This window comes from Clostridium sp. LXY-7 (assembly GCF_056172015.1).
Genome location: NZ_JBLLJL010000001.1, coordinates 1,397,676 through 1,420,715, shown reverse-complemented (window position 1 = coordinate 1,420,715; position 23,040 = coordinate 1,397,676). Strand labels below are relative to the sequence as shown.

The window sequence follows — 23,040 nt, the reverse complement described above, 5'->3', positions numbered from 1 at the left end:
CCTACTTATTCATATGAACAACTGGATTCCCGTCAAAACTAACATCTATATATCCTTCTAAGTTGGAGAATTTCTCCTCTTTTAAAATACTAAAAGCTTTGGATAATTTTGTTAGCACATCATCTGTAGTTCCTAGTTTAATATAAAATTTATCAGTAAATAATTTAATATCTATAAAATCATTAACCTCTATTTTAGTAAATTTATAATTATTTATAAGTTCATTATCGTATAGATAGCTATAAACATTACATAATATCGAAAATTTATCCATATTAATATTTTCTATTTTTTTACCAAGTTCTATAGAAATATTCTTAAATCCTTCTAATTTTATTATGTTTATATTATCTACATTGTCTCTCTTTTCAAGTATTATTCCATTATTATCAACAATATAAAAAGCTCCTCCATATTCAATATAAAAGGCAGCTTTTCTTTCTTTTATATTCATTACTATCTTATCTGGCAAATTACGCTTAGCTTCAACCTCTAATATATATGGATTTTTTCTAATTTCCTTTTCTACCTCACTTAATTTAACCTTAAATATATTAGTATTTAAATGTATCTTTGAACTCTCTTTAATACTATTGGCATCTAAGGTCACAGCACCTACTACGTCAAAAATTTTTATATTGAACATTTCCAGATTAAAACATAACGTAATAAGTATAGCTGAAAATATTACAAATATTACTATTCCTCTTTTTATATTCTTTATTTTTCTTTTTTTCTTTAGTATAGACTCTTTATTTTTAATGAGATATTCCCCATAATTCTTTTTTTTGCTTGTTTTTACCATGATTCCACCACCATAAATGATAAATTCTCAATTCAATAATACCACTAAAGTATTTTAATTTCATTACAATTTATTTAAATATTAAATAATTTTTTGCCATCTTGTTTATAATTGCAATGCACCCAAGATTTATTTGCATAAATCTTGGGTGCATTGTTAATTAATATATTTACTATTATTTTGCCTACTTATATTCATCAGTATACCCATAAAAGCCATATTGATAACTAAAGAACTACCTCCGGAACTTATAAAAGGCAATGGTACTCCTGTAACTGGCATAGACCCCGTAACTACTGCAATATTTATTAAACATTGTATAATTACCACTGAAGTAATGCCTGTAGCTAATAAAGCTCCATACATATCCTTAGCTTTAGTAGCTGTTATTACTCCTCTCCAAAGGAAAATTACAAATAGAATAATAATAAATAGACACCCTATAAATCCTAATTCCTCTCCTATAACAGAAAATATAAAATCATTGTGAGGCTCAGGTATATAAAAACACTTTTGTCTTGATTGACCTATGCCTACCCCTGTTAACCCTCCTGAACCTAGTGCCAAAAGAGACTGTACTAGTTGATATCCATCTCCTTGCGAATCAAGCCATGGATTTGTGAAATTCATAAGTCTAGCTACTCTATAGGGCTCTATAAGTATAAATATTATTCCTAAAACTCCAACTCCACCCAAAAGAAATGCCATATGAGATTTTTTTACGCCTGCTACAAAAAGCATTACTAAACTAACTGTTATAGTTACAGTTGCTATACTTAAATTTTTTTCAGCCAGTATAAGCCCTGCAAAAAATCCAGCAAAAGCCAACTGTGGAACTATACCTTTAAAAAAGGATCCAATATGGTGTATATTTTTCTCAATATTTTTGGCTACAAATAGAACTACCACATACTTTGCTAACTCCGAGGGTTGAAAGGAAGCTCCTCCTAACCTTATCCACCTCTGTGCTCCCTTTACTGGAGGAAATAAAAATACAGCTAATAGCGAAATAAATGTAAATATAATTATAATTCGTGTGTATCTTTTATATTTATGATAATCAATATTTAAGGTAATAAGCATAACTACAAATCCTAATCCAGCCCATTGTAATTGCTTCCAAAGGTAGAACTCTGGGTCATCGTAGTTAAAAGCTGAAAAATAAGAACTAGCACTATATACCATGACCACTCCAACAGTAAGAAGCATTAAAATGGTACCAAATAATATAAGGTCAACATTTCCCACTTTTATTCTGGGTTTTTTCATCTTAAATCCTCCTATTATATATTAATGATAGATAGGAATCCAATTAAACATAATACCACTGTGATGATTGAAAAAACTGCCACTATTTTACTTTCATGCCATCCACATAACTCAAAATGATGATGAATAGGGCTCATCTTAAATATTCTTTTTCCTGTCAATTTAAAGTAAGTAACCTGTATGATTACAGAGAGAGTTTCCATTACGTATATTCCGCCTACAATAAGGATAACTAATTCTAGTTTTAGTATCATAGCTATGGCCCCTATAGCACCACCCAATGCTAAAGATCCTGTATCACCCATAAATACTTGTGCTGGATATGAATTATACTTTAAAAACCCTAATAGTGACCCTGCTAAAATACCACAAAAGATTGATAGAGTATAGTATCCCATACCAAAGCTTACAAGAGCAAAGAAAGTCATCACTAAAAGTGTTACAGAGCTAGCTAATCCATCTAGTCCATCAGTTAAATTTACAGCATTAGTGGTAGCTGTGAAATATACAATTATAAATGGTATAAAAAATATTCCTAAATCAAAGGTCTTTGAACCTAAGAAAGGTATCATTATAGTAGTTCCTATCTTGTTATATGCATAATATCCTAAAAAACCTGCTGCTAATAATAGCAAAATCATCTTTTGATAACTCTTTAGTCCTTCATTCTTCCTCTTAACTATTTTTAATACATCATCTATAAATCCAATAGCTCCAAAGGCTATTAATGAATAAAGTGCAATCATTGCCTCATCATTAGGATTTTTAACCATAAGTAGCATTGTTATACAGGTTGCTACTATAAATATTATTCCCCCCATAGTTGGAGTTCCTTGTTTTTTCTTATGACTTTGAGGTCCATCCTCTCTAATATTCTGACCAAATTTAAATTTATGAAGTGCCGGTATTATAAAAGGTGCAATTGCAAAAGCTACTACAAATGCAATTAGAACAGCATATACCACTTTACCCATATTTTCCCCTCCTTAAATACTTTTCTTTTGTATTGCTTTTACTATGTTTTCAAATTTTATGCTTCTCGAAGCTTTAACTAATATTACATCATCTTTTTTTATCATAGAAGATAACCTCTCTATTAACTCATCCATATTATCAAAGGTCACTAGGTTTTCACATCCATACCCTTCTCTAAAGGAATTATTATATTCTCCCATAGTAATTAGTAGATCAACTCCAGTGCGTTTAGCATATTCACCCACCTCTTTATGAGCATTACATGATTCATCTCCAAGTTCCTTCATAGTTCCTAAAACTGCAATTTTTCTTCCTCTATTATGATTTTTTAACACATCTAGAGCTGCAAACATTGAATCTGGACTGGCATTATAAGTATCATTAATAATTGTGAAGCCCTGGCATTCCACTAAATCTAACCTCATAGATGTAGCCTCAAGCTTTTTTATTCCTCTCGATATTTCACTATACTGCAATCCTAAACTTCTAGCTACAGCTATAGCCAAAAGTGAATTTAAAACATTGTGCCTACCTGGTACTGGAACTAATATATTTTCTTCTACTTTAATACCATTTTCTACAATGTTAAAGTTTACTTCATCTTCCTTAGTTTCAATATTATTGGCATTAAATTCACAGTTGTTTTCAATACCAATTTTAACTATTTCATACTTTTCGGAAGATATATTTTTAAGCATGTCATTATCTCCATTTACAATCAGTAAATTATGATTATCAAACAAAGTAGTAATTTCTAGCTTTGCACTTAATATATTTTCCCTAGTCTTTAAATTCTCAATATGGGATATTCCAACATTAGTTATAACTGCTATATCAGGTTTAGAAACTTTAGCTAGTCTCTCTATTTCTCCCAAATTATTCATTCCCATTTCTAGTACCGCTATATCATAGCTATTATCTAAGCTAAGAATCATAAGTGGCAATCCTATATCATTGTTAAAGTTACCTTGTGTTTTAAAAACCTTAAATTTTTCGCTTAAAGTTGCTGCAATTAAATCCTTAGTAGAAGTTTTCCCTGTAGAGCCTGTAACACCAACAACCTTAATACTTAAAGTATCCCTATAATAAGATGCTAAATCTAAAAGAGCCTCTCTAGTATCTTTTACCTTTATGATGGACACATTATTATAATTATTATCTAACTCTATCTCCTGGTGTATTACACAAACCTTAGCACCACCTTCTATAGCAGCCGATATAAAATGATGTCCATCAAAATTTTCACCCTTTATAGCAAAGAAAACATCTCCATCTTTAACCCTTCTGCTATCTATACATATATCTGAGAAAACTTTACATTCTCCTTCTATTAATAATGTCCCATGAACACCATCTAATATTTTTTTCAAATTCATATTCTTCATCTAAAGTCCCAACTCCTTTATTAGCTCTTCCACAACTTCTCTTTCATCAAAATGAATAGTTCCTTCTTTCAATACTTGATAGGTTTCATGTCCTTTGCCTGCGACTACTATAATATCTCCTGCCTTAGCTATACTCATAGCTTTTTTAATAGCTTCTCTTCTATTTTCTATGAGTTCATAATTCTGCTTTTCTATTCCTGACTCTATGTCTTTAAGTATAGCATATGGATCCTCTGTCCTTGGATTATCTGATGTAACTATGGCAATATCACTTAATTCTGTACCTATTTTACCCATAATAGGTCTTTTTGTTTTATCTCTATCTCCACCGCATCCAAAGACACAAATTAATTTGCTCTTAGTTAATAATCTCATATTTTTTAATATATTTTCTAAACTATCTGGTGTGTGTGAATAGTCTAATATAACATGGAATCCTAAATTAGGAGTGACATTTTCGCATCTACCAGGAACTAATACTTTTTCAAGTCCTCTTATTATAGTATTTATAGGTATGTTTTGATTTAATGATGCTCCAATACATCCTAACGCATTGTATACATTATATTTACCTGGTATGGATAATGAAACTATATAATCTTCATTATCATAATCTAATTTAAAATCCAATCCACTAGATTTTAAATTTACATTTTTGCCCTTTAAATCACTATCTTCATCTATAGAATAAGTGCATGTTTCACTATGAATCATATCTAATAATTTTTTTCCATAACAATCATCTATATTTATTATAGAATGCTTACTCTGCTGAAATAATTTGGCTTTTGCATTAAAGTAATTCTCAAAGGTTTTATGGAAATCTAAATGATCTTGGGTTAAGTTTGTAAAAATGCCTTCCTCAAACTCTATGCCATACACCCTGCAAAGCTCTAATGAATGTGAAGATACCTCCATAACACAATAATCTACTTTTTCTTTTATCATTTCGTTAAACAATTGGTGTAATTCTAAAGATTCTGGAGTAGTCTTATCTGTTTTAACCTGCTTATCATTAATATAATTTGCAATAGTTCCTATTACCCCTACATTATACCCAGCTTCCTTTAAAATAGATCTCATCATAAAGGCAGAAGTAGTCTTTCCGTTGGTTCCTGTTATTCCAATAATTTTCATCTTACTACTAGGGTTACCATAATAATTGCTAGCAGCCTTTGCTAGGGCAACTCTTGTATCCTTTACAACTACATATGTAATACCTTCCTTATATAGGACAGTGTTTTCAATAACTATAGTTCTTGCTCCCTTTTCTATAGCTTTTTCAATAAAATCGTGACCATCCACCTTAAATCCCGATATGGCGAAAAAAATATCATTTTCTTCTATTTTCCTACTATCATACTGTATTCCATTAATCTCTTTATTATCACCAAAAACTATAGTATATTCTATACCTGAAAAAATACCGTTAATATCCATATTGTCACTTCCTTTACATAATTTATCTACACACATAAAATCCGGTAGCACAGAAAAAACTGTAAACTACCGGCTCACTATGCTTTTTAATAATATTATTAAGTTTTGTCTAATCCGTTAAAATTCCCAAATCACAAGTAATAGTTGTACCTTTTTTAATTTCTACTCCTGGAGATACACTTTGGTCGGTAACAATACCTTCTCCAATAAATTCTACCTTAAGTCCTAGTTCTTTTAGTAATTTTTCAGTAGCCTCCTTAGTTGAACCTTTTAAATCAGGAATAACCACTACACCATTACTATTATTACCATTTATGGCTGAAGTATGCAATATAATGCTACTTCCTTCTTTAACTGTATATCCAGGTTTTGGAGTCATTTCTGTAATATACTCTCCGTCACCTTCCACAGTATATACAAGACTTGCTCCTTTTAAAAGTTTTTGAGCATCCTTAACGGTTGCTCCTCTTACTTCAGGTACAATTATATCATTTTTTAAACTTTCAGCAACCTGTGCTTCAGACCCTTGCGGTTTTATTCCATAATAATTAAATATATCATTAAATAATTTCTTGCCTACAGGAGCTGCTATTTGACCTGCATAATACATTGACGGATTTGGTTCATCTATGCTTATAAATACAGTATACTTTGGATTATCTGCTGGAGCCATTCCTGCAAAAGATGAAATATATTTGCTTTGAGCATATCCTCCATTAACTGTGTCAATTTTCTGAGCTGTTCCTGTTTTTCCTGCTATTTTATAACCATCTATACGAGCTTTTGAAGAACCACCACTGACTACGGTAGCTTCTAAGTGATTTCTCATCTCTTCCATAGTTTTCTCATTAAAGTTTTTCTTTTCATTATAATTTGAATAGGTTGCATCCACAACTCTATTATTTTCAGCATCATAATGAACTACTTCTTTCATTACATGAGGAGTTATTAATTTTCCTCCATTAGCTATTGCATTAAAAGCCCTCATATATTGAATCGCAGAAGTGGTATTACTCTGTCCAAAGGAAATTGTAGCAAGATCTGTTACTGATATCTTCTCTGTTGCTTTAACAATACCCTTAGCTTCCCCTGGTAAATCAATACCAGTTTTCTCTCCAAAACCAAATTTATAAATATATTCATTAAGACCTTCTCTTCCTAGTCTTTCACCTAATGTCATAAATCCAACGTTACATGAATTCTTTATAATTCCTTGAAAATCCAATGGCCCATGTCCAGTTCTCTTCCAACAATGGATAGTTCTCCCACCTAAAGTTAATCCTCCACCACAGTTAAAAGTTTCTCCTGATTTTAAAACTCCTTTATCTATGGCAGCTGTAGCCGTTACAACCTTAAATATAGAACCTGGCTCATAGGCATCACTAACTACTCTATTTCTCCACATTTTTTGTGTTTCATTATCACTAACCCCCGTTGGCCAAGGATTATTAGGATCATAATCTGGCTTATTAGCCATAGCTAAAATTTCTCCTGTATTAGGATCCATTACCATTATAGAAACAGCCTTAGCTTCATTATCTTTTAAGGCTTCTTCAGCTAATTTATCTGCAAAATGCTGAATATCTTCATCCAAGGTTAAAATTACATCTCTTCCATTAATGGGCTCTGTAAACTCTGAAATTTTGTAAGGTAATCCTTCACTCTTTTGATCTATTTCTGATATTTTGATTCCTGGTATCCCAGCTAAGTACTTATTATAATAGAGTTCAACTCCAGTGAGTCCATCTCCATCTGAATTCGTATGTCCCAATAAATGAGCTGCAAAATTACCATTAGGATAATATCGTTTAGTATCAGGAGATATTACAATACCCATCATATTATTTTGTTGGGTATATGCTTTAATTGCATCTGCCTCATCTTTTTCTATTCTTCTCTTTAGTATCGCAGCACCCCTTGGTTTTCCATTTGGAAGGGGCCTTGTTAATATATCATAAACTTTTTTTTCTTCTATTTTTACAATTTCACTTAAAGATTTAGCTACTTGTTCCATATTAAGTCCGTTTTTTTCTAAATCTTTTCTTAGGGTGTTTAAATCTAAATCCACCCTATATACATTGGCACTTATAGCTAGTTCTTTTTCATTTCTATCTAATAATCTTCCCCGTTTCGCGTTGATTCTAACATCACTTGTCCATTGTTGTGTTGCCAAGGCTTTATATTTATCCTGTTTAAAAAACATTATATATGATAATCTTATGGTTAATGCTATAAATACTATAACTACAACTATCATAGTCAACAGCATTCTATTTTTCACCATTACTTTATCTCTAAAATCTTTTTTTGTCACCTATATTACCTCTCTACCTACAACTATTAATTAACTATCTAATTCTACATACGTTTATCATATAAGTTTACTTCATAAATAAAATTATATTAATTAATATACCTAAAAATATCGTCAAATAATTTTTTAGCTACTGGTTCAGCTGTTTGTGATGCATAGTAATTTGACGCATTAGGTTCATCAACAGTAACAAAAACTGTAAACTTAGGGTTATCTGCCGGTGCCATTCCTGCAAAAGATGAAATATACTTACCTTCAGCATATCCTCCATTAACAGGATCAATTTTTTCTGCTGTTCCTGTTTTTCCAGAAATTTTATAATTATATATGTTTGAATTTTCCTTCCCTTTTTCTTGTTTAAGTTCAAGATATTTTTTTAATTCTGCCATAGTATTGCTGTTTAAAGCTTCTTCTTTATTATAGTTAGAATAACTACTATCTACTATTCTATTATTGTTATCATCGTAGTGTATTACTTCTTTCATTACATGAGGGGTAATTAATGTGCCTCCGTTAGCTACTGCATTAAAGGCTCTCATATACTGAATTGCCGTTGTAGTATTGCTCTGTCCAAAAGAAATAGTTGCTAGGTCTGTAATTGATATTTCATCTGCTGGCTTTATAATGCCAATTGCTTCCCCTGGTAAATCTATTCCTGTTTTTTCTCCAAAGCCAAATTTATATATATACTCATTGAATTTTTCTTTTCCTATTCTATCTCCTAATATCATAGTACCTACATTGCAAGATTTTTTTAGAACCTCCTCAAAAGTTAAATATCCATGCCCATTTCTATCTGCACAATGAATAACTCTTCCCCCTATCTTTAGGGAACCACCACAATAAAAAGTTTCATCAGGTTTTATAACTCCTTCTTCAATGGCAGCTGTAGCAGTTACTATTTTAAAGATAGACCCTGGCTCATAAGCATCACTGACTAATCTATTTCTCCACATCTTTTGAATATCGTCATCACTTATATCTTCAGGCCAAGGGGTATTATTATCATAATCTGGTTTGTTAACCATTGCTATTATCTCTCCATTGTTAGGATCCATAACCATAATGGAAACAGCCTTTGCACCATTGTTTTTTAAAGCTTCTTCCGCTAATTTCTCAGTGAAGTACTGTATAGTCTCATCTATTGTAAGAACCACATCTCTACCTTCTACTGGATTAGTAACTTTTGCATCTTCATATGGAAGATTTTCACTCTTTTGATCACTTTCTGACACTTTAAACCCTGGCACTCCCGCTAAGTACTTATTGTAGTATAATTCTACTCCTGTAAGACCTTGTCCATCTGAGTTAGTGTGTCCTAATAAATGAGCTGCAAAATTACCATTTGGATAATATCTCCTGGTATCAGAAGCTATAACGACGCCTGTAATTTCATTCTCTTTACAATAATTTTTTAAAGCATCTACCTGACTCTTTTCTATTCTCCTCTTTAATATAGCAGATGATCTTAATTCCCCATTATCAAGAGTTTTTGTGAGAATATCATAAACAATAGCTTCTTCCATTTGAACTATTTCACTTAAACTCTTAGCCAGTTGCTGCATAGAAAGTCCATTTTTCTCCAGCTCTTTTCTTAAAGTTTTTAAATCTAAATCTGCCCTATAAACATCAGCACTAACTGCCAATTCTTTCTCATTACGATCCAGTATTCTTCCTCTTTTTGCATCTACTTTTACATCACTTGTCCATTGCTGGGTGGCTAATGCTTGATATTTATCTTCTCTAAAAACCATTATATAGGATAACCTCGCTATTAGTCCTGAAAAAATTAGTAAGACAAATACCATGGCAATAATCATTCTATTTTGAGGCAAGGACTTTCGTTTTATATTATTCCTAGACAATCTTTCTTCCTCTCAATCTGCTAATTAAATAATATATTTTTTATCTTATCTAATAGAACAGAAATCTTCCCTTTTTCTTCTGTAGCATTTTCTTTGTTCTCATTTTTCTCTAATTCATAATAAGCAACACTATCGCCATTTGGTTGTACCATATTTAAATCTTTTGTTGCTATCTCTTCCACGTAAGAAATATTATTTAGTTTTAGAAGATTTACCTTTAACTCCTCATTTTTTTCTTTTGTTCTTCCAATTTCATCTTTAATAGAAATTATTTCCTTTTGATTAGAGTATATGGTACTGTATCTAAAAACTATGCTAAAAGCAATGGAACCAGTAATAAATATAGCTCCCCCAGCTCTTATTACCTTTAATATTTCCCTTTTATTATCGGTCTTTCTTTTTCTCTTAGGTGGTTTTACCCTCTTCTTAGGTACTGCCTTTTTCTGCGGTGCCAATGCAGTGCTACCACTTACTTTAAGCTTTCTTTCTTCCACTACCATTTTACGACCCCCATCACGTTTTTAGAACTAAATTTTTTCACAAATTCTTAGTTTAGCACTTCTACTTCTTGAATTTACTTCTAATTCTTCCTCACTGGCCTCTATAGGCTTTCTATTAACAAGGTTAATAATGGGTTTTTTACCACATAGACAAACAGGTAAGGATTTTGGACATGTACATGGATTATTTAAATTTCTAAATTTACTTTTTATTATCCTATCTTCTAGAGAATGAAATGTAATAATAGCTAATCTTCCATCGGGATTTAAAGCTTCTACCCCATCCTCTACTGCTTTGTTTAGTATATGAAGTTCTTTATTAACTTCTATTCTTATAGCTTGAAAAGTTCTTTTAGCTGGATGTCCTCCCTCTCTTTTAAACTTTCCTGGTATGGACGCATCTATAATTTCGACTAATTCAAAAGTTGTTTCTATAGATTTCTTATCTCTTCTAGCTACTATTTTTCTAGCTATAGATCTTGAAAATTTCTCTTCACCAAATTCCTTTAATATACTAAACAGTTCATCTTCACTATATTCATTAACTACATTATAAGCCGAAAATGGATTTTCTCTATTCATTCTCATATCTAGAGGTGCGTCTTTCATATAGCTAAAGCCTCTAGCTCCTTCATCTAATTGATAGGAAGAAACTCCTAAATCCATTAGTATACCATCCACCTTAGGAATATTTAGCTCTTCTAAAATTTCTTTTAAATTATAGAAGTTATTGTGAACAAAGATTACATTATCATAATCCTTTAATCTATTTTTTGCTTCATTAAGGGCATCTAAATCTTGATCTATCCCTATAAGTTTACCTTTATTTGAAAGCTTTTTTAATATTTCTAAAGAATGTCCTGCTCCACCTAATGTACAATCAACATATATGCCATCCTCTTTAATATTAAGGCCATCAATACATTCATCTAACATTACTGATATATGTTTAAATTCCATAGTTAATCTCCTTTTGCGTTACATGCTACATATTTTACAACTTAATCTGTAAATTATAATACATACTTTTTGACATATTGTATATTATACCATAATTATTCTATATATATATGAAAATTCCTTTTAAATTCAATGTTTTTTAACTATTGAATTTAATATTAATATAAATATAATTATCTATATATCTATATACGAATATCTTCCAAATCTTTGTAACTATTAATCATGTTGAAATTAATTTCTCCCTAGAGTATAATTTAAAAGAATTACATTTAATTGATTATTAAACAATGTTTATATAGAAAGGACGAATATTTTATGAAATTAGGAATTGTAGGACTACCTAACGTAGGAAAAAGTACTTTATTCAATGCTATTACAAAGGCTGGGGCAGAATCTGCTAACTATCCTTTTTGTACTATAGAACCAAATGTTGGAGTTGTTAGTGTTCCAGACCAACGTTTAGATGTATTACAAAAAATTTACAACTCTAAAAAACAAGTACATACAGCTATAGAATTCTATGATATTGCAGGTCTAGTAAAAGGGGCAAGTAAAGGTGAAGGGCTTGGAAATAAATTCTTATCTCACATTCGAGAAGTTGCATCTATTGTTCATACGGTAAGATGCTTTAAGGATGATAATATAGTTCATGTGGAAGGTTCCATAGACCCTATAAGAGATATAGAAACTATAAACCTTGAATTAATTTTTTCTGACTTAGAGGTATTAGATAGAAGAATGGAAAAATCTATAAAGCTTGTTCGTTCAGGAGACAAAACTGCTAAATGGGAATATGATATAATGGAAAGAGTAAAAAAACATTTAGAGGATAACAACCCTGCTAGAACTTTAGAATTCAATGAAGATGAGGATAATTTTGTTAAAGGGCTATTCTTAATTACTTCTAAACCTGTATTATATGCTTGTAATGTCAGTGAAGATGATTTAATGGAATGTGGCGGCGAAAATGAATTAGTGGCAAAGGTTAGAGAATATGCTTCTAATGAAAATTCTGAAGTAATCATTGTATGTGCAAAGATTGAGGAAGAATTATCAACCCTTGAGGATGATGAAAAGTCTGAATTACTTAATGAATATGGACTATCTGAATCTGGTCTTGATAAGCTTATAAAAGCTAGTTATAAGCTACTTGGATTAATGAGCTTTTTAACCGCTGGAGTTCAAGAAGTTAGAGCTTGGACTATTAGAAGAGGCACCAAAGCTCCTCAAGCTGCAGGAAAAATTCATAGTGATATTGAACGTGGTTTTATAAGAGCTGAAATCATATCTTTTAATAAACTAGTAGAATGTGGCTCCGAAGCTGCTGCAAAGGAAAACGGCTACTACAGATTAGAAGGAAAAGAGTATGTAATGGATGATGGAGATGTAGTAAACTTTAGATTTAATGTCTAATACAAAAAATGTAAGCACCCCAGGGGTGCTTACATTTTTTTACTCTTTACTGTATTTCTCACATTCATTCTTTATTATATCTATTATTTTTTCTAAAGATAGATCTTCATAATCTAATAATAATTTCATAGCATCCTCAATGCTATCTATAATATATATAGTGAAATCACCCTGTAACACTGCATCTTCTATTTCACTACAAAGAACTAAATCGTCTTTATTAGAAGATGGAATAATCACACCCTTCCCTTTAACACTTTGAAATTCCTTACATATTTTATAAAACCCTTCTATCTTTTCATTAACTCCACCTATAGGCTGCACTTCTCCAAATTGATTTATTGAACCTGTTACAGCTATATTTTGTCTTATAGGTATTTTGGTAATAGATGATATTATGCATATAACTTCTGCCACAGATGCACTATCTCCATCCACCTTAGAATATAACTGCTCAAAGCTTAAGTAAAAATCAACTGGAAGCTTAGTATATCCACCGTTTAATGTACTTATATACCCCTTTAGGATGCTTATTGCCTTAGTATGGATTTTACCACTTAGATTGGCCTCTCTTTGAACATCTAAAATTCTGCCCTCTCCTTTTGAACAAGTACAGGTTATCCTAATAGGCTTTCCAAAACTAGTGTATCCAGTGTTTATCACTGAAAGACCATTGATTTTACCAACCTTTACTCCATCTATATCTATAAAAACCTTTTTCTCACTATATAGTTTTAAAAATTCATCTTCAATTATTTCCTGTTTAAAGAATACATCATCTATGTCCTTTCCATCAATAAACTCTTTATTCTCCTCTACCGCCTTGCAATTAGCTAATATCAACAGATCAAATAACTCATCATCATCAAAATAAAGTTTATTTCTGTTTTCAGCTTTTCTAGATAATACCTTTGCAATCTCTTTAATACCACTTTCAGTAACCGGTTTTATATTATTATGAATTATAAATTCTTCAATTTGCATCTGTAAAATAGAAGTAGTGCTTTCATCTATTGATAATGTATTTCTATACTCTCCTCTTATCTTGAATAAATTTTTGAAATCCTTATCAAGATTATATAATATATCATATGTTTCATAATCTCCTATTAAAATTACTTTAGTATTTACGCTTATTGGTTCAGGTCTTAATCCGCCTAGTGAAAGAAGCTCAAAATATCCCTTATTATAATCCAAATCAACCTTTTTTGTTAATAGTGCTTTTTTCAAATTATTATAAGATTGACCATTACTTAATAAACTATTAGCTCTTAATATAAGACATCCTCCATTTGCTTTTATAAAGCTCCCTGCCTTTAAAGATGATAACTTTGAAACATACATATTGTTATGATTTTCATATTCAATACTTCCAAATAGAGCAGTCATATTTGGATCTTCTTCAAATATCACAGGAGGCGTATTATTTTTGCTATTATCCACCAACACATTAATATTATATTTATATATTATGTCATTAATTTTTTCTTCATCATCTTCATAATTTATAGAATAATTATCAATCAAATTATTCTTAATAGTATTTAAAACATATAAAAGATAATCTAGAGCTAGTTTATCCTTCTCAAATATTTCTTTTAATTCTTCACTTTTCTCTACAATCTTTTCACCAAAATAAAGCTCTAATATATTCTTAATTTTTTTTACTTCTTCACTTTCTATAGACTTTAATTGAGCAAAAATATTCTTAGCTTTGTGCTTTAATTCACTTACCTTAATATTTAATCTATTTCTCTCCTCTTCCTCTAGATTTTCATACTCTTCTTCTGTCATTTCCATTTCATTATTTAATGGAATAAAGGCAAATCCATTATCACTGTTCTTAATATCAAACCCATATTTTTTTGATACTTCAATTAAATCACTAACTAACTTATTTCTATTTTGTTGTATATTATTAATAAGACTATCCTTCTCTTCATTATCTAAATTATTATAAAACTCAAAACTCAAATCGTCATACAATTTCTGAAGAGATAATAGCTCTTCCTTTAATTTTATTCCCATACCACTATTCAATATTATAGGAATAGGCTCCTTAGAATTGTCTTTTATAACATAACAAATGTCCTTTGGAGCTTCTTCATTTTTCAATATGTTTTTAACATAACTTATAATATGTTTTACTCTCTCCTTAGGAAATTCTCCTATTAAATACATGTTATACCCATCCCTGTCTACTTCTATAGATGTCTTAATCTTACTATATACATCTATATACTGTGGCAATGTAAATTCTCCATAATTTCTTACTATATTATTAGTTTTAAATTTATATATAACCTCTTCTGGTGATAATGCTCTCTCCATACTGTCCTCCTAAAAAATAATCTAATATATTAATATTCTTTTGGACAATGTTTTGGAACATAAATATGAAATTTTAACATATAAACATATAGAAATATAACTGTATCCTTTTGCCTTAATATAAATGAAAAATTATAATTTGGGCAGAATAAATATATTATTTGAAAAACTAACATAAACTTGTTATAATAACCTAGTTACTATATAATAAACATATTATACTATTGATTACATATTAAATATTCATATTATTATGTAGATTATCAATTCTTCATGAAAAGGAGTTATTCATATGGGATTTAAAGACAAATTATCACAGGGCTATACTAACGCATTTTTAAACAGATACGGAGACAGATTAACTCAATTACAAGGTAGAGCATTATCTGTAAAAACTGAGGAGAAATCATTTTTAGGAATTTTAAATTGGATTACTGTAACCCTTGTGCTTAAACAAGATAGTCTTAGAACTGTAGCCACTTGTGTATATAAGAAAAAAAGATGGTTTAAGAAACCTACATTTATAACTATATCACAAGGTCATTCACTAATAATTCAAGGACTTAAACCTGATTACAGCAAAAAGAAGAAAAAGAAAAAATTTAAGGACGTTATCTCTATTATGAATGTTCTAAACCTTACTACTAAAAAGGACTTAGTCCCTGTAGAAGGTGGCGTTAAGATGCAAAGGACTAAACAAAATAGAAAATATAAATAAGACTATGGCATGCCATAGTCTTTTATATGTCACTTTAAAATAATACAATAAATTATTGAAATTTGTTTCCCACAAATATAGCAATGCTATTAATGAAGGATATTATACCTGAGAAGAATACAATCACTAGCCATTGTCCAAAATCTAGTGATGTAGTATGAAATATCATTTGAAATACTGGTAGATATATTATGCCAATTAGTGCAGTTATTGATAAACCTACAGCTCCTAATAAATACATATTTGTAAATGGATTCATCTCAAATAATGAAAACTTTTCACTTCTACATTCAAATACATGTATTAGTTGAGATGTTATTAGTGTTCCTAGTGCCATAGTTCTACAAATCTCTAAACTATATCCATAGTATTTTCCAACTAAAAATGCTAGCACAGTACAAACTCCTATAAGGGATCCACGAATTAAAATCTTTTCCTTTAAACCTCTTGCAAATATACTTTCATTCTTTCCTCTTGGTTTTTCATACATAATATTTTTATTTGGTGGATCCACACCTAATGCTATTGCTGGAAGACCATCAGTAACTAAATTTACAAATAGTATTTGTATTGGTAATAGCGGTACTTCTAAATAAAATAGAGATGCTAAAAACATAGTTAACACTTCACCTAAATTACAGGATAGTAAATACCTTATAAATTTTCTAATGTTGTCATAGATAACTCTACCTTCCTCCACAGCAGTAACAATGGTAGCAAAATTATCATCAAGAAGTATCATAGATGCAGCTTCCTTAGTTACATCTGTGCCTGATATTCCCATAGCAATCCCTATATCAGCTTCTTTTATGGCAGGAGCATCATTAACTCCATCTCCTGTCATTGCAACTATTTTGTTTTTCCCCTTAAATGCTTTTACAATCCTTAGTTTATGCTTTGGACTAACTCTAGCAAATATCCTATAAGTATCAATATTGTTTACTAATTGTTTATCATCTAAATTATCTAACTCTGCTCCTGTTATTACTTCTTTTCCTTCTTTACATATACCAAGTTCTTTACCTATGGCAAAGGCCGTATTTTTATGATCTCCAGTAATCATTACTGGCTTAATTCCAGCTACCTTACACTTTAATACTGCATCCTTTACTTCTTTTCTTGGTGGATCTATTATTCCTCCAACACCAACAAATATTAGATTATTCTCTACTTTATCACCTTTTATTAATCCTTCCTTTTTATATGCTCCTGCTATACACCTTAGGGCCCTAAAAGACATATCATCAATAAGCTTCTCTATGCTTTTTTTATATGGAATAGACATAGGCTCAACTCTTCCATTGACTAAAATATATGAGCATTTATCTAATATTCTCTCTGGTGCACCTTTAACATAACAAGTTTCTTCTTTAGTGGAATTATCCTTTACAATTACCGTCATCATCTTTCTTGTGGAATCAAAAGGTATATCAAAAACTCTCTCTATTTTGCTGTTAAACTTTTCAACATTACTTATATCCTTAAAGAATCCTTTGATTAATGCTGCCTCTGTTGGATCTCCTAGTACACCCTTATCTAAATACTGTGCTCTATAATCATAATTGCAATCATTACAATATACAAATATCTCTTTTAGCATATTGTGATTAAAATCTTTTTCTTCTGATAATTCATGTATATTTCCATCATATAAAAGTGCCGTTAATGTCATTCTATTTTCTGTAAGAGTCCCTGTCTTGTCACTACATATAACAGAAGTACATCCTAGTGTCTCAACAGCAGGTAGCTTTCTCACTAGTGCATTTCTCTTAAGCATTCTAGAAACTCCTAATGCTAGTGCCACTGTAACTATAGCTGATAGTCCTTCAGGAATAGCCGCTACTGCTAATGTGACCCCTGACAAAAACATATCATATATATTTTCTCCCCTATATACTCCTAATATCGTTACTAATGCACAAATCAAAAGACAAAGTCCTACTAATACCTTTCCTAAAGAATTTAATCTCTCCTTAAGTGGAGATGTTTCCTCTTCTATGGAATGTAACATATGTGCAATCTTTCCCATTTCTGTTTCCATTCCTGTGGCGTAAATTTTTGCCTTTCCCTTTCCTGTCAAGATTACTGTTCCCATATATAAAGTACTATCATCATTATGATTTTTATAAACTCCTGCAGATTCTCCTGTTAATAAGGATTCATCTACCATTAAATTGCTTCCTTCCACTAAAATACTATCTGCTGGAATTCTATCACCAGTATCTAGTATTGTTATATCACCAGGAACTAAATATATCGAGTTAATAACCTCTATCTTATTATTTCTAATAACTTTTGCTGTAGGTGCAGCTAGTTTTTTCAATTGCTCTAATGATTTTTCTGTTTTATATTCCTGTATAAAACCAAGAACTGCATTCATGATTACAATAATTACTATGGTTATAGCATCTGCCCTATCTCCCATTATCCCTGAGATTATGGTAGCTGCAATTAATATCCATATAATTACATCATTGAATTGTGATAAGAATATTTTTATTGGTGATATAGGATTCTTATTAGCTAACTCGTTAAGTCCATGATCTTTGAGCCTTCTTTTAACTTCTTCATCTGTTAGTCCTCTATATTCTTTGGCATTCACACTGTCTCCCCCTTTATTTATAAAATATTTAAATTACTTTTACTCTAAATATATGTCACATTTATTCTCTATATGAAAAAATTAGCTTTACATACTTTAAATAAACCTATACAATACTAAATGTAACAAAAGTTTAAATTATAATAAGGAGGTTATGTTGTGAAAAATACAGTATACATAACAGGGCATCGTAACCCAGATTCAGATTCTATATGTGCAGCGCTAGCCTATGCTGAATTCAAAAATAAAACTCAAAAGCTTAAAGCTGTACCAATTAGACTGGGAGAACTTAACAGAGAAACTCAATTTGTACTAAACTACTTTGGTGTTGAACCTCCACAACTTATTCAAACAGTAAAACCCCAAATTGCAGATTTAGAAATTGATAATGTAGCTCCCGTTTCTCCTGATATATCATTAAAAATGGCTTGGTCTATTATGAAGAGAAAAAATATAAAAACCCTTCCTGTAATTCATGCCAATGAAAGACTTGCGGGTATTGTATCTGTATCTAACCTAGCTGCTAGCTATTTAGATATATGGGATAACTACGTGCTTTCTAAAAGTAATACAAGTTTAACTAATATTCTTGAAACCCTATCAGGTAAAATTATTTATAAAGCTCAAGATGAATTAAATCTAAAAGGAAAAGTAGTAGTAGCTATGATGGAGCCTACAGAGGATTCTATTATAGATGAGGAAGATATAGCCATATGTGGAGATAGGGAGATCGTTCAGGAATTTGTATTAAAAAATAATGCTAGATTAATGATTATTACAAACAACGCTACCCCTTCTGAAAAAATCATTGAATTAGCTAAAGAAAAGGAATGTACAATTATCAATACTCCTTTTGATTCCTTTACCACAGCTAGATTGATAAATCAAAGTGTTCCTATAGAGTATGTAATGACTAATAATAATGTTGTAACTTTTTCTACTGCAGACTTTATAGAGGATATTAAAGATATTATGCTGGAAACTAGATACAGAAGTTATCCTGTATTAGATGAAAGTGGAAAAGTTGTAGGAAGTATTTCAAGATATCACTTAATTTCTCAAGAAAAAAAGAAAATAATTCTAGTAGATCATAATGAAAAAGCTCAATCAGTAGATGGATTAGAAGACGCCAATGTATTAGAAATCATCGACCACCATAGAATAGGAGATATTCAGACTGGACTTCCTATATATTTTAGAAATGAACCAGTGGGAAGTAGTTCAACTATAGTAGCATCAATATTCTTTGAAAATGGTATCAGACCTTCTAAAAAAATTGCTGGAATCTTATGTGCCGCAATAATTTCTGATACCCTACTATTAAAATCTCCAACTGCCACCTTTATAGACGAAATAATTCTAAAAAGGTTGTCTGAGATTGCTAACTTAGACATTGATAAATTTGCAGAAGATATGTTTAAAGCTGGTACTTCAATAGAAGGTAAAACTGCTAAACAACTACTATATCAAGATTTTAAAGCCTTTAATATAGGTAACTTTAAGGTTGGAGTATCTCAAATAATGACCACTGATATGGAAGGTTTTAAGCCATTAATAGATGATCTAAAAGCTCTTATGAACGAAAAAGCTAAACAGGATAATTTTGATATAATTACCCTTATGGCTACAGATATATTTAAAAAGGCAACCCTATTTATCGTTGCTGGTGAACATAAAGAAGTATTCTATAGAGCCTTTGATGTTAAACCAAAGGACGATAGTGCATATGTAGAAGGCGTTGTATCTAGAAAGAAACAAGTTATACCACCTCTTACAGAAATGATAAACCAAATAAAATAAAATTTATATAGTATGCTACAGGTGTAATAAATTTAAATCCCTAGTTTGTGAACTTTACTCACAAGCTTTACATTAATTTATCACTTTGTAGCTTACTACTTTTTACTATATAAATACCTATAAAGAACCCTATATCACCTCAATATGCTTCCATATGTCTCTATATACATCCAAAAGCACATATATATTACAAAGCACATAGCATAAATAACACTTAAGAAATCTTTTACGCAGATATCATCAATTTTACTATTATATACCCCATAGCTTTTAAGGTAATATACATTTTTCTTTCCTATATGATAATAAAAATTAACCGACTCTATATAAGCAGACATTATATAAATATTTAATAAGGGATCAAATATCATATTATTAAAAAAATCTCCTTTAAAATCTATTATAAAGGTTTTATTTCGAGGAATATATATTAAATATAGCAATAGACTGGTAATCATACATGGTAATATATTTAATATACTCAATATATTGCTAAATATTGTATAGCTATTATCATCGCTTACATAGTAAATAATGGTATAAACTATTCCTCCTATACTACCGAAAATTAATATATATATAACAGGAGCTATAAACCCACAAACTAATGCCTTAGCGATTATAGATAATGTATCATAAAAATACTTTTTTTCTACACCCTTCCTGCTTAGATTTTTCCTTTCACTACTACTTATCTCTATTACTATAAACCCTACTATGGCTTTAATTATCTCTAAATGTGAATATATATCTATTATTAAACCCACTATAACTATAATTACTAAATATAATAATTGTATCATATATATATTCTTTATTTTATTTTTCAAAAAAATGTTTATTGTAAAAAATATTTGATGTTTATCTATCTTCCATAACAATATACTCATTAAACATCCAAATAAATATCCAACTCCCATAAAAAACCTCCATGATTTTATTCTCTATATATTATATGAGAGCTATATTATCTTTAGAATAAAACCCCTGGGGTAGTTCCATAAAATGGAATCACCCCAGGGGTCATTACATATTTTACCTTAAATTATTTATCATTCCCCACATATCATCAGCTGTCTTTAATGCTGATGAATTTAGCTGAAAGGCTCTTTGAGTTATAATCATATTCGTCATCTCTACACCTGAATCTACATTAGAGTTTTCTAAATGCCCTTGAAGTATATTTCTTCCTGTAGTTTCAAATACATTTACTCCATCTTTAGGTATAAATAAACTTTCTCCTACAGATATAAAACTTGCATTGCCAACTGCTGTATAGGTTTTAATATTTCCTATTTTTTGATCTTTACCATCTGCCTCTACATATATGCCACCATCTTTATCCATAGTAAATCCATCTCTAAGATTAAATTCTCCCCTCGAGTAATCTACCTCGTTTCCATTATTATCCACAACAGATACTTTATATCCATTATTATCTACTAACATTCCTGAAGCATCAACCTTAAAGCTTCCATTTCTAGTATATGCAGCTGTATTATCAGCTCTATATACTTTAAATAATCCTTCTCCATCAATAGCTAAATCCGTAGTGACTTCTGTGTTATTTAAGCTCCCTTGCGTAAATTGTCTCTTATCTTCAGTACTTTTTACCCCTGTTCCAGTAAATAAGTTTTTTGCTTCATCAGACACTGGATATCCTAATCTATCTAGTGAACGAGAATATAAATCTGTGAACGAGGTATCCATTTTTTTATACCCCACCGTAGTTATATTAGCTAGATTATTTGAGATCACGTCTAACTTGTCCTGTTGTGCTACCATAGCACTTCTATTTGTATATAAAAGAGTGTACATAACTTATCCTCCTATTTTACATTTCCTATTTCGTTTACTGCCTTACCTAAGGTTTCATCTAATATTTTTAAAACCTTAGTATTACTTTCGAAATTTCTCATTACCGTCATCATATCAGCCATTTCTTCAATAGTTTTTACATTGGAACCCTCTAAATATTTATGTTGGATAAAAGTTCCTGTAGCTTGTGTGGGGTTATTTCCCTCATAAAGATTAAATCCAGCTTTAGTTAAATTTACATACTCACCATTATCATTTCGAGGAAAATCTACTACTCTTAGAGTACCTTTATATTCTCCATTAACAAAAATCTCTCCATTACTATTGCAAGATATTTCTCCATTACCGATAGAAATAGGCTGTCCATTATTGCCAATTACTCTATCTCCACTAGCGGTTACTAAGTACCCACCATTGTCTACAGCAAAATGACCATCTCTAGTGTAATAGTTTTTCGTTGTATTACCTTCTACTCTTTGTACTGTAAAGAATCCATCTCCCTGTATACCAAAATCTGTAGATAGTCCTGTCTGATTTAATAAACCTTGAGAGAAATTAGTAACTCTTTTATTGAGTTCTACCCCATTACTTATTGAACCAATGGTATTTTTAACATTTTTTCCTCCAGAAATTTTATCTCTATTAGATATATATACTTCATCAAAGCTTTTTAAAGATATGATTTCAGATTTATAACCAATTGTATTTACATTTGCCATATTGTTCATTATTACATTTTGCTTTGCTTCGCTAGTAATAAGTCCTGATGCTGCACTATACATTCCTCTTATCACTTTTTATCCCCATCCTTTATATTTATTTTTATATCCTTTGGGTACTCC

General features: G+C 30.5%; 17 protein-coding genes. 3 read left to right on the top strand and 14 right to left on the bottom strand.

Features of this window, described 5'->3' with window-relative positions; genetic code table 11:
* Position 1: 1 nt before the first annotated feature.
* From ACI48Q_RS06710 to rsmH, 9 genes are all read right to left on the bottom strand, one after another.
* Complete coding sequence (locus ACI48Q_RS06710; protein WP_474918273.1) at positions 2-805, bottom strand: cell division protein FtsQ/DivIB; 804 nt, start codon at positions 803-805, stop codon at positions 2-4.
* Positions 806-961: 156 nt separating this feature from the next.
* Positions 962-2,074, bottom strand: coding sequence for a stage V sporulation protein E (gene spoVE / locus ACI48Q_RS06705; protein WP_474918272.1), 1,113 nt, complete (start codon positions 2,072-2,074; stop codon positions 962-964).
* Between the two features lie 14 nt (positions 2,075-2,088).
* Positions 2,089-3,048: a phospho-N-acetylmuramoyl-pentapeptide-transferase gene (gene mraY / locus ACI48Q_RS06700; protein ID WP_474918271.1), complete on the bottom strand. Its 960-nt coding sequence runs from the start codon at positions 3,046-3,048 to the stop codon at positions 2,089-2,091.
* A 12-nt stretch (positions 3,049-3,060) separates the two neighbouring features.
* Complete coding sequence (locus ACI48Q_RS06695) at positions 3,061-4,434, bottom strand: UDP-N-acetylmuramoyl-tripeptide--D-alanyl-D-alanine ligase (protein ID WP_474918270.1); 1,374 nt, start codon at positions 4,432-4,434, stop codon at positions 3,061-3,063.
* Positions 4,435-5,874 carry a UDP-N-acetylmuramoyl-L-alanyl-D-glutamate--2,6-diaminopimelate ligase gene (locus tag ACI48Q_RS06690; RefSeq protein WP_474918269.1) on the bottom strand — a complete coding sequence of 480 codons (1,440 nt, stop codon included), beginning with the start codon at positions 5,872-5,874 and terminating at the stop codon, positions 4,435-4,437.
* Positions 5,875-5,983: 109 nt separating this feature from the next.
* On the bottom strand, positions 5,984-8,188 hold the full coding sequence (locus tag ACI48Q_RS06685) for a stage V sporulation protein D (protein WP_474918268.1): 2,205 nt from the start codon (positions 8,186-8,188) through the stop codon (positions 5,984-5,986).
* A gap of 89 nt (positions 8,189-8,277) precedes the next feature.
* The gene (locus tag ACI48Q_RS06680; RefSeq protein WP_474918267.1) at positions 8,278-10,053 is read right to left on the bottom strand and encodes a stage V sporulation protein D; all 1,776 of its coding nucleotides are present in this window, start codon (positions 10,051-10,053) and stop codon (positions 8,278-8,280) included.
* Positions 10,054-10,073: 20 nt separating this feature from the next.
* Entirely contained in the window at positions 10,074-10,553 is a 480-nt protein-coding gene (locus ACI48Q_RS06675) for an FtsB family cell division protein (protein WP_474918266.1), read from the bottom strand.
* A gap of 27 nt (positions 10,554-10,580) precedes the next feature.
* Complete coding sequence (gene rsmH / locus ACI48Q_RS06670; RefSeq protein ID WP_474918265.1) at positions 10,581-11,513, bottom strand: 16S rRNA (cytosine(1402)-N(4))-methyltransferase RsmH; 933 nt, start codon at positions 11,511-11,513, stop codon at positions 10,581-10,583.
* A 318-nt stretch (positions 11,514-11,831) separates the two neighbouring features.
* On the opposite strand from rsmH, the gene ychF reads away from it, so the two are divergent.
* Positions 11,832-12,929, top strand: coding sequence for a redox-regulated ATPase YchF (gene ychF, locus ACI48Q_RS06665; protein WP_474918264.1), 1,098 nt, complete (start codon positions 11,832-11,834; stop codon positions 12,927-12,929).
* 39 nt (positions 12,930-12,968) lie between these two features.
* On the opposite strand, the gene ACI48Q_RS06660 is transcribed toward ychF, so the two are convergent.
* On the bottom strand, positions 12,969-15,260 hold the full coding sequence (locus ACI48Q_RS06660; protein ID WP_474918263.1) for an AAA family ATPase: 2,292 nt from the start codon (positions 15,258-15,260) through the stop codon (positions 12,969-12,971).
* Between the two features lie 292 nt (positions 15,261-15,552).
* Between ACI48Q_RS06660 and ACI48Q_RS06655 the strand changes: the two genes are divergently transcribed.
* Positions 15,553-15,978, top strand: coding sequence for a hypothetical protein (locus tag ACI48Q_RS06655; protein ID WP_474918262.1), 426 nt, complete (start codon positions 15,553-15,555; stop codon positions 15,976-15,978).
* A 52-nt stretch (positions 15,979-16,030) separates the two neighbouring features.
* On the opposite strand, the gene ACI48Q_RS06650 is transcribed toward ACI48Q_RS06655, so the two are convergent.
* Entirely contained in the window at positions 16,031-18,580 is a 2,550-nt protein-coding gene (locus tag ACI48Q_RS06650) for a calcium-translocating P-type ATPase, PMCA-type (RefSeq protein WP_474918261.1), read from the bottom strand.
* 159 nt (positions 18,581-18,739) lie between these two features.
* On the opposite strand from ACI48Q_RS06650, the gene ACI48Q_RS06645 reads away from it, so the two are divergent.
* Positions 18,740-20,380 (top strand): putative manganese-dependent inorganic diphosphatase, encoded by a 1,641-nt coding sequence (locus tag ACI48Q_RS06645; RefSeq protein WP_474918260.1) that lies wholly within the window; start codon positions 18,740-18,742, stop codon positions 20,378-20,380.
* 134 nt (positions 20,381-20,514) lie between these two features.
* Here ACI48Q_RS06645 and ACI48Q_RS06640 read toward each other — a convergent pair whose 3' ends face one another.
* From ACI48Q_RS06640 to ACI48Q_RS06630, 3 genes are all read right to left on the bottom strand, one after another.
* Positions 20,515-21,300 carry a hypothetical protein gene (locus tag ACI48Q_RS06640; RefSeq protein ID WP_474918259.1) on the bottom strand — a complete coding sequence of 262 codons (786 nt, stop codon included), beginning with the start codon at positions 21,298-21,300 and terminating at the stop codon, positions 20,515-20,517.
* Between the two features lie 115 nt (positions 21,301-21,415).
* Positions 21,416-22,198: a flagellar hook-basal body complex protein gene (locus tag ACI48Q_RS06635; protein WP_474918258.1), complete on the bottom strand. Its 783-nt coding sequence runs from the start codon at positions 22,196-22,198 to the stop codon at positions 21,416-21,418.
* A gap of 11 nt (positions 22,199-22,209) precedes the next feature.
* A complete protein-coding gene (locus tag ACI48Q_RS06630; protein ID WP_474918257.1) occupies positions 22,210-22,992 on the bottom strand; it encodes a flagellar hook-basal body complex protein in 783 nt (260 codons plus the stop codon).
* Between the last annotated feature and the right edge of the window lie 48 nt (positions 22,993-23,040).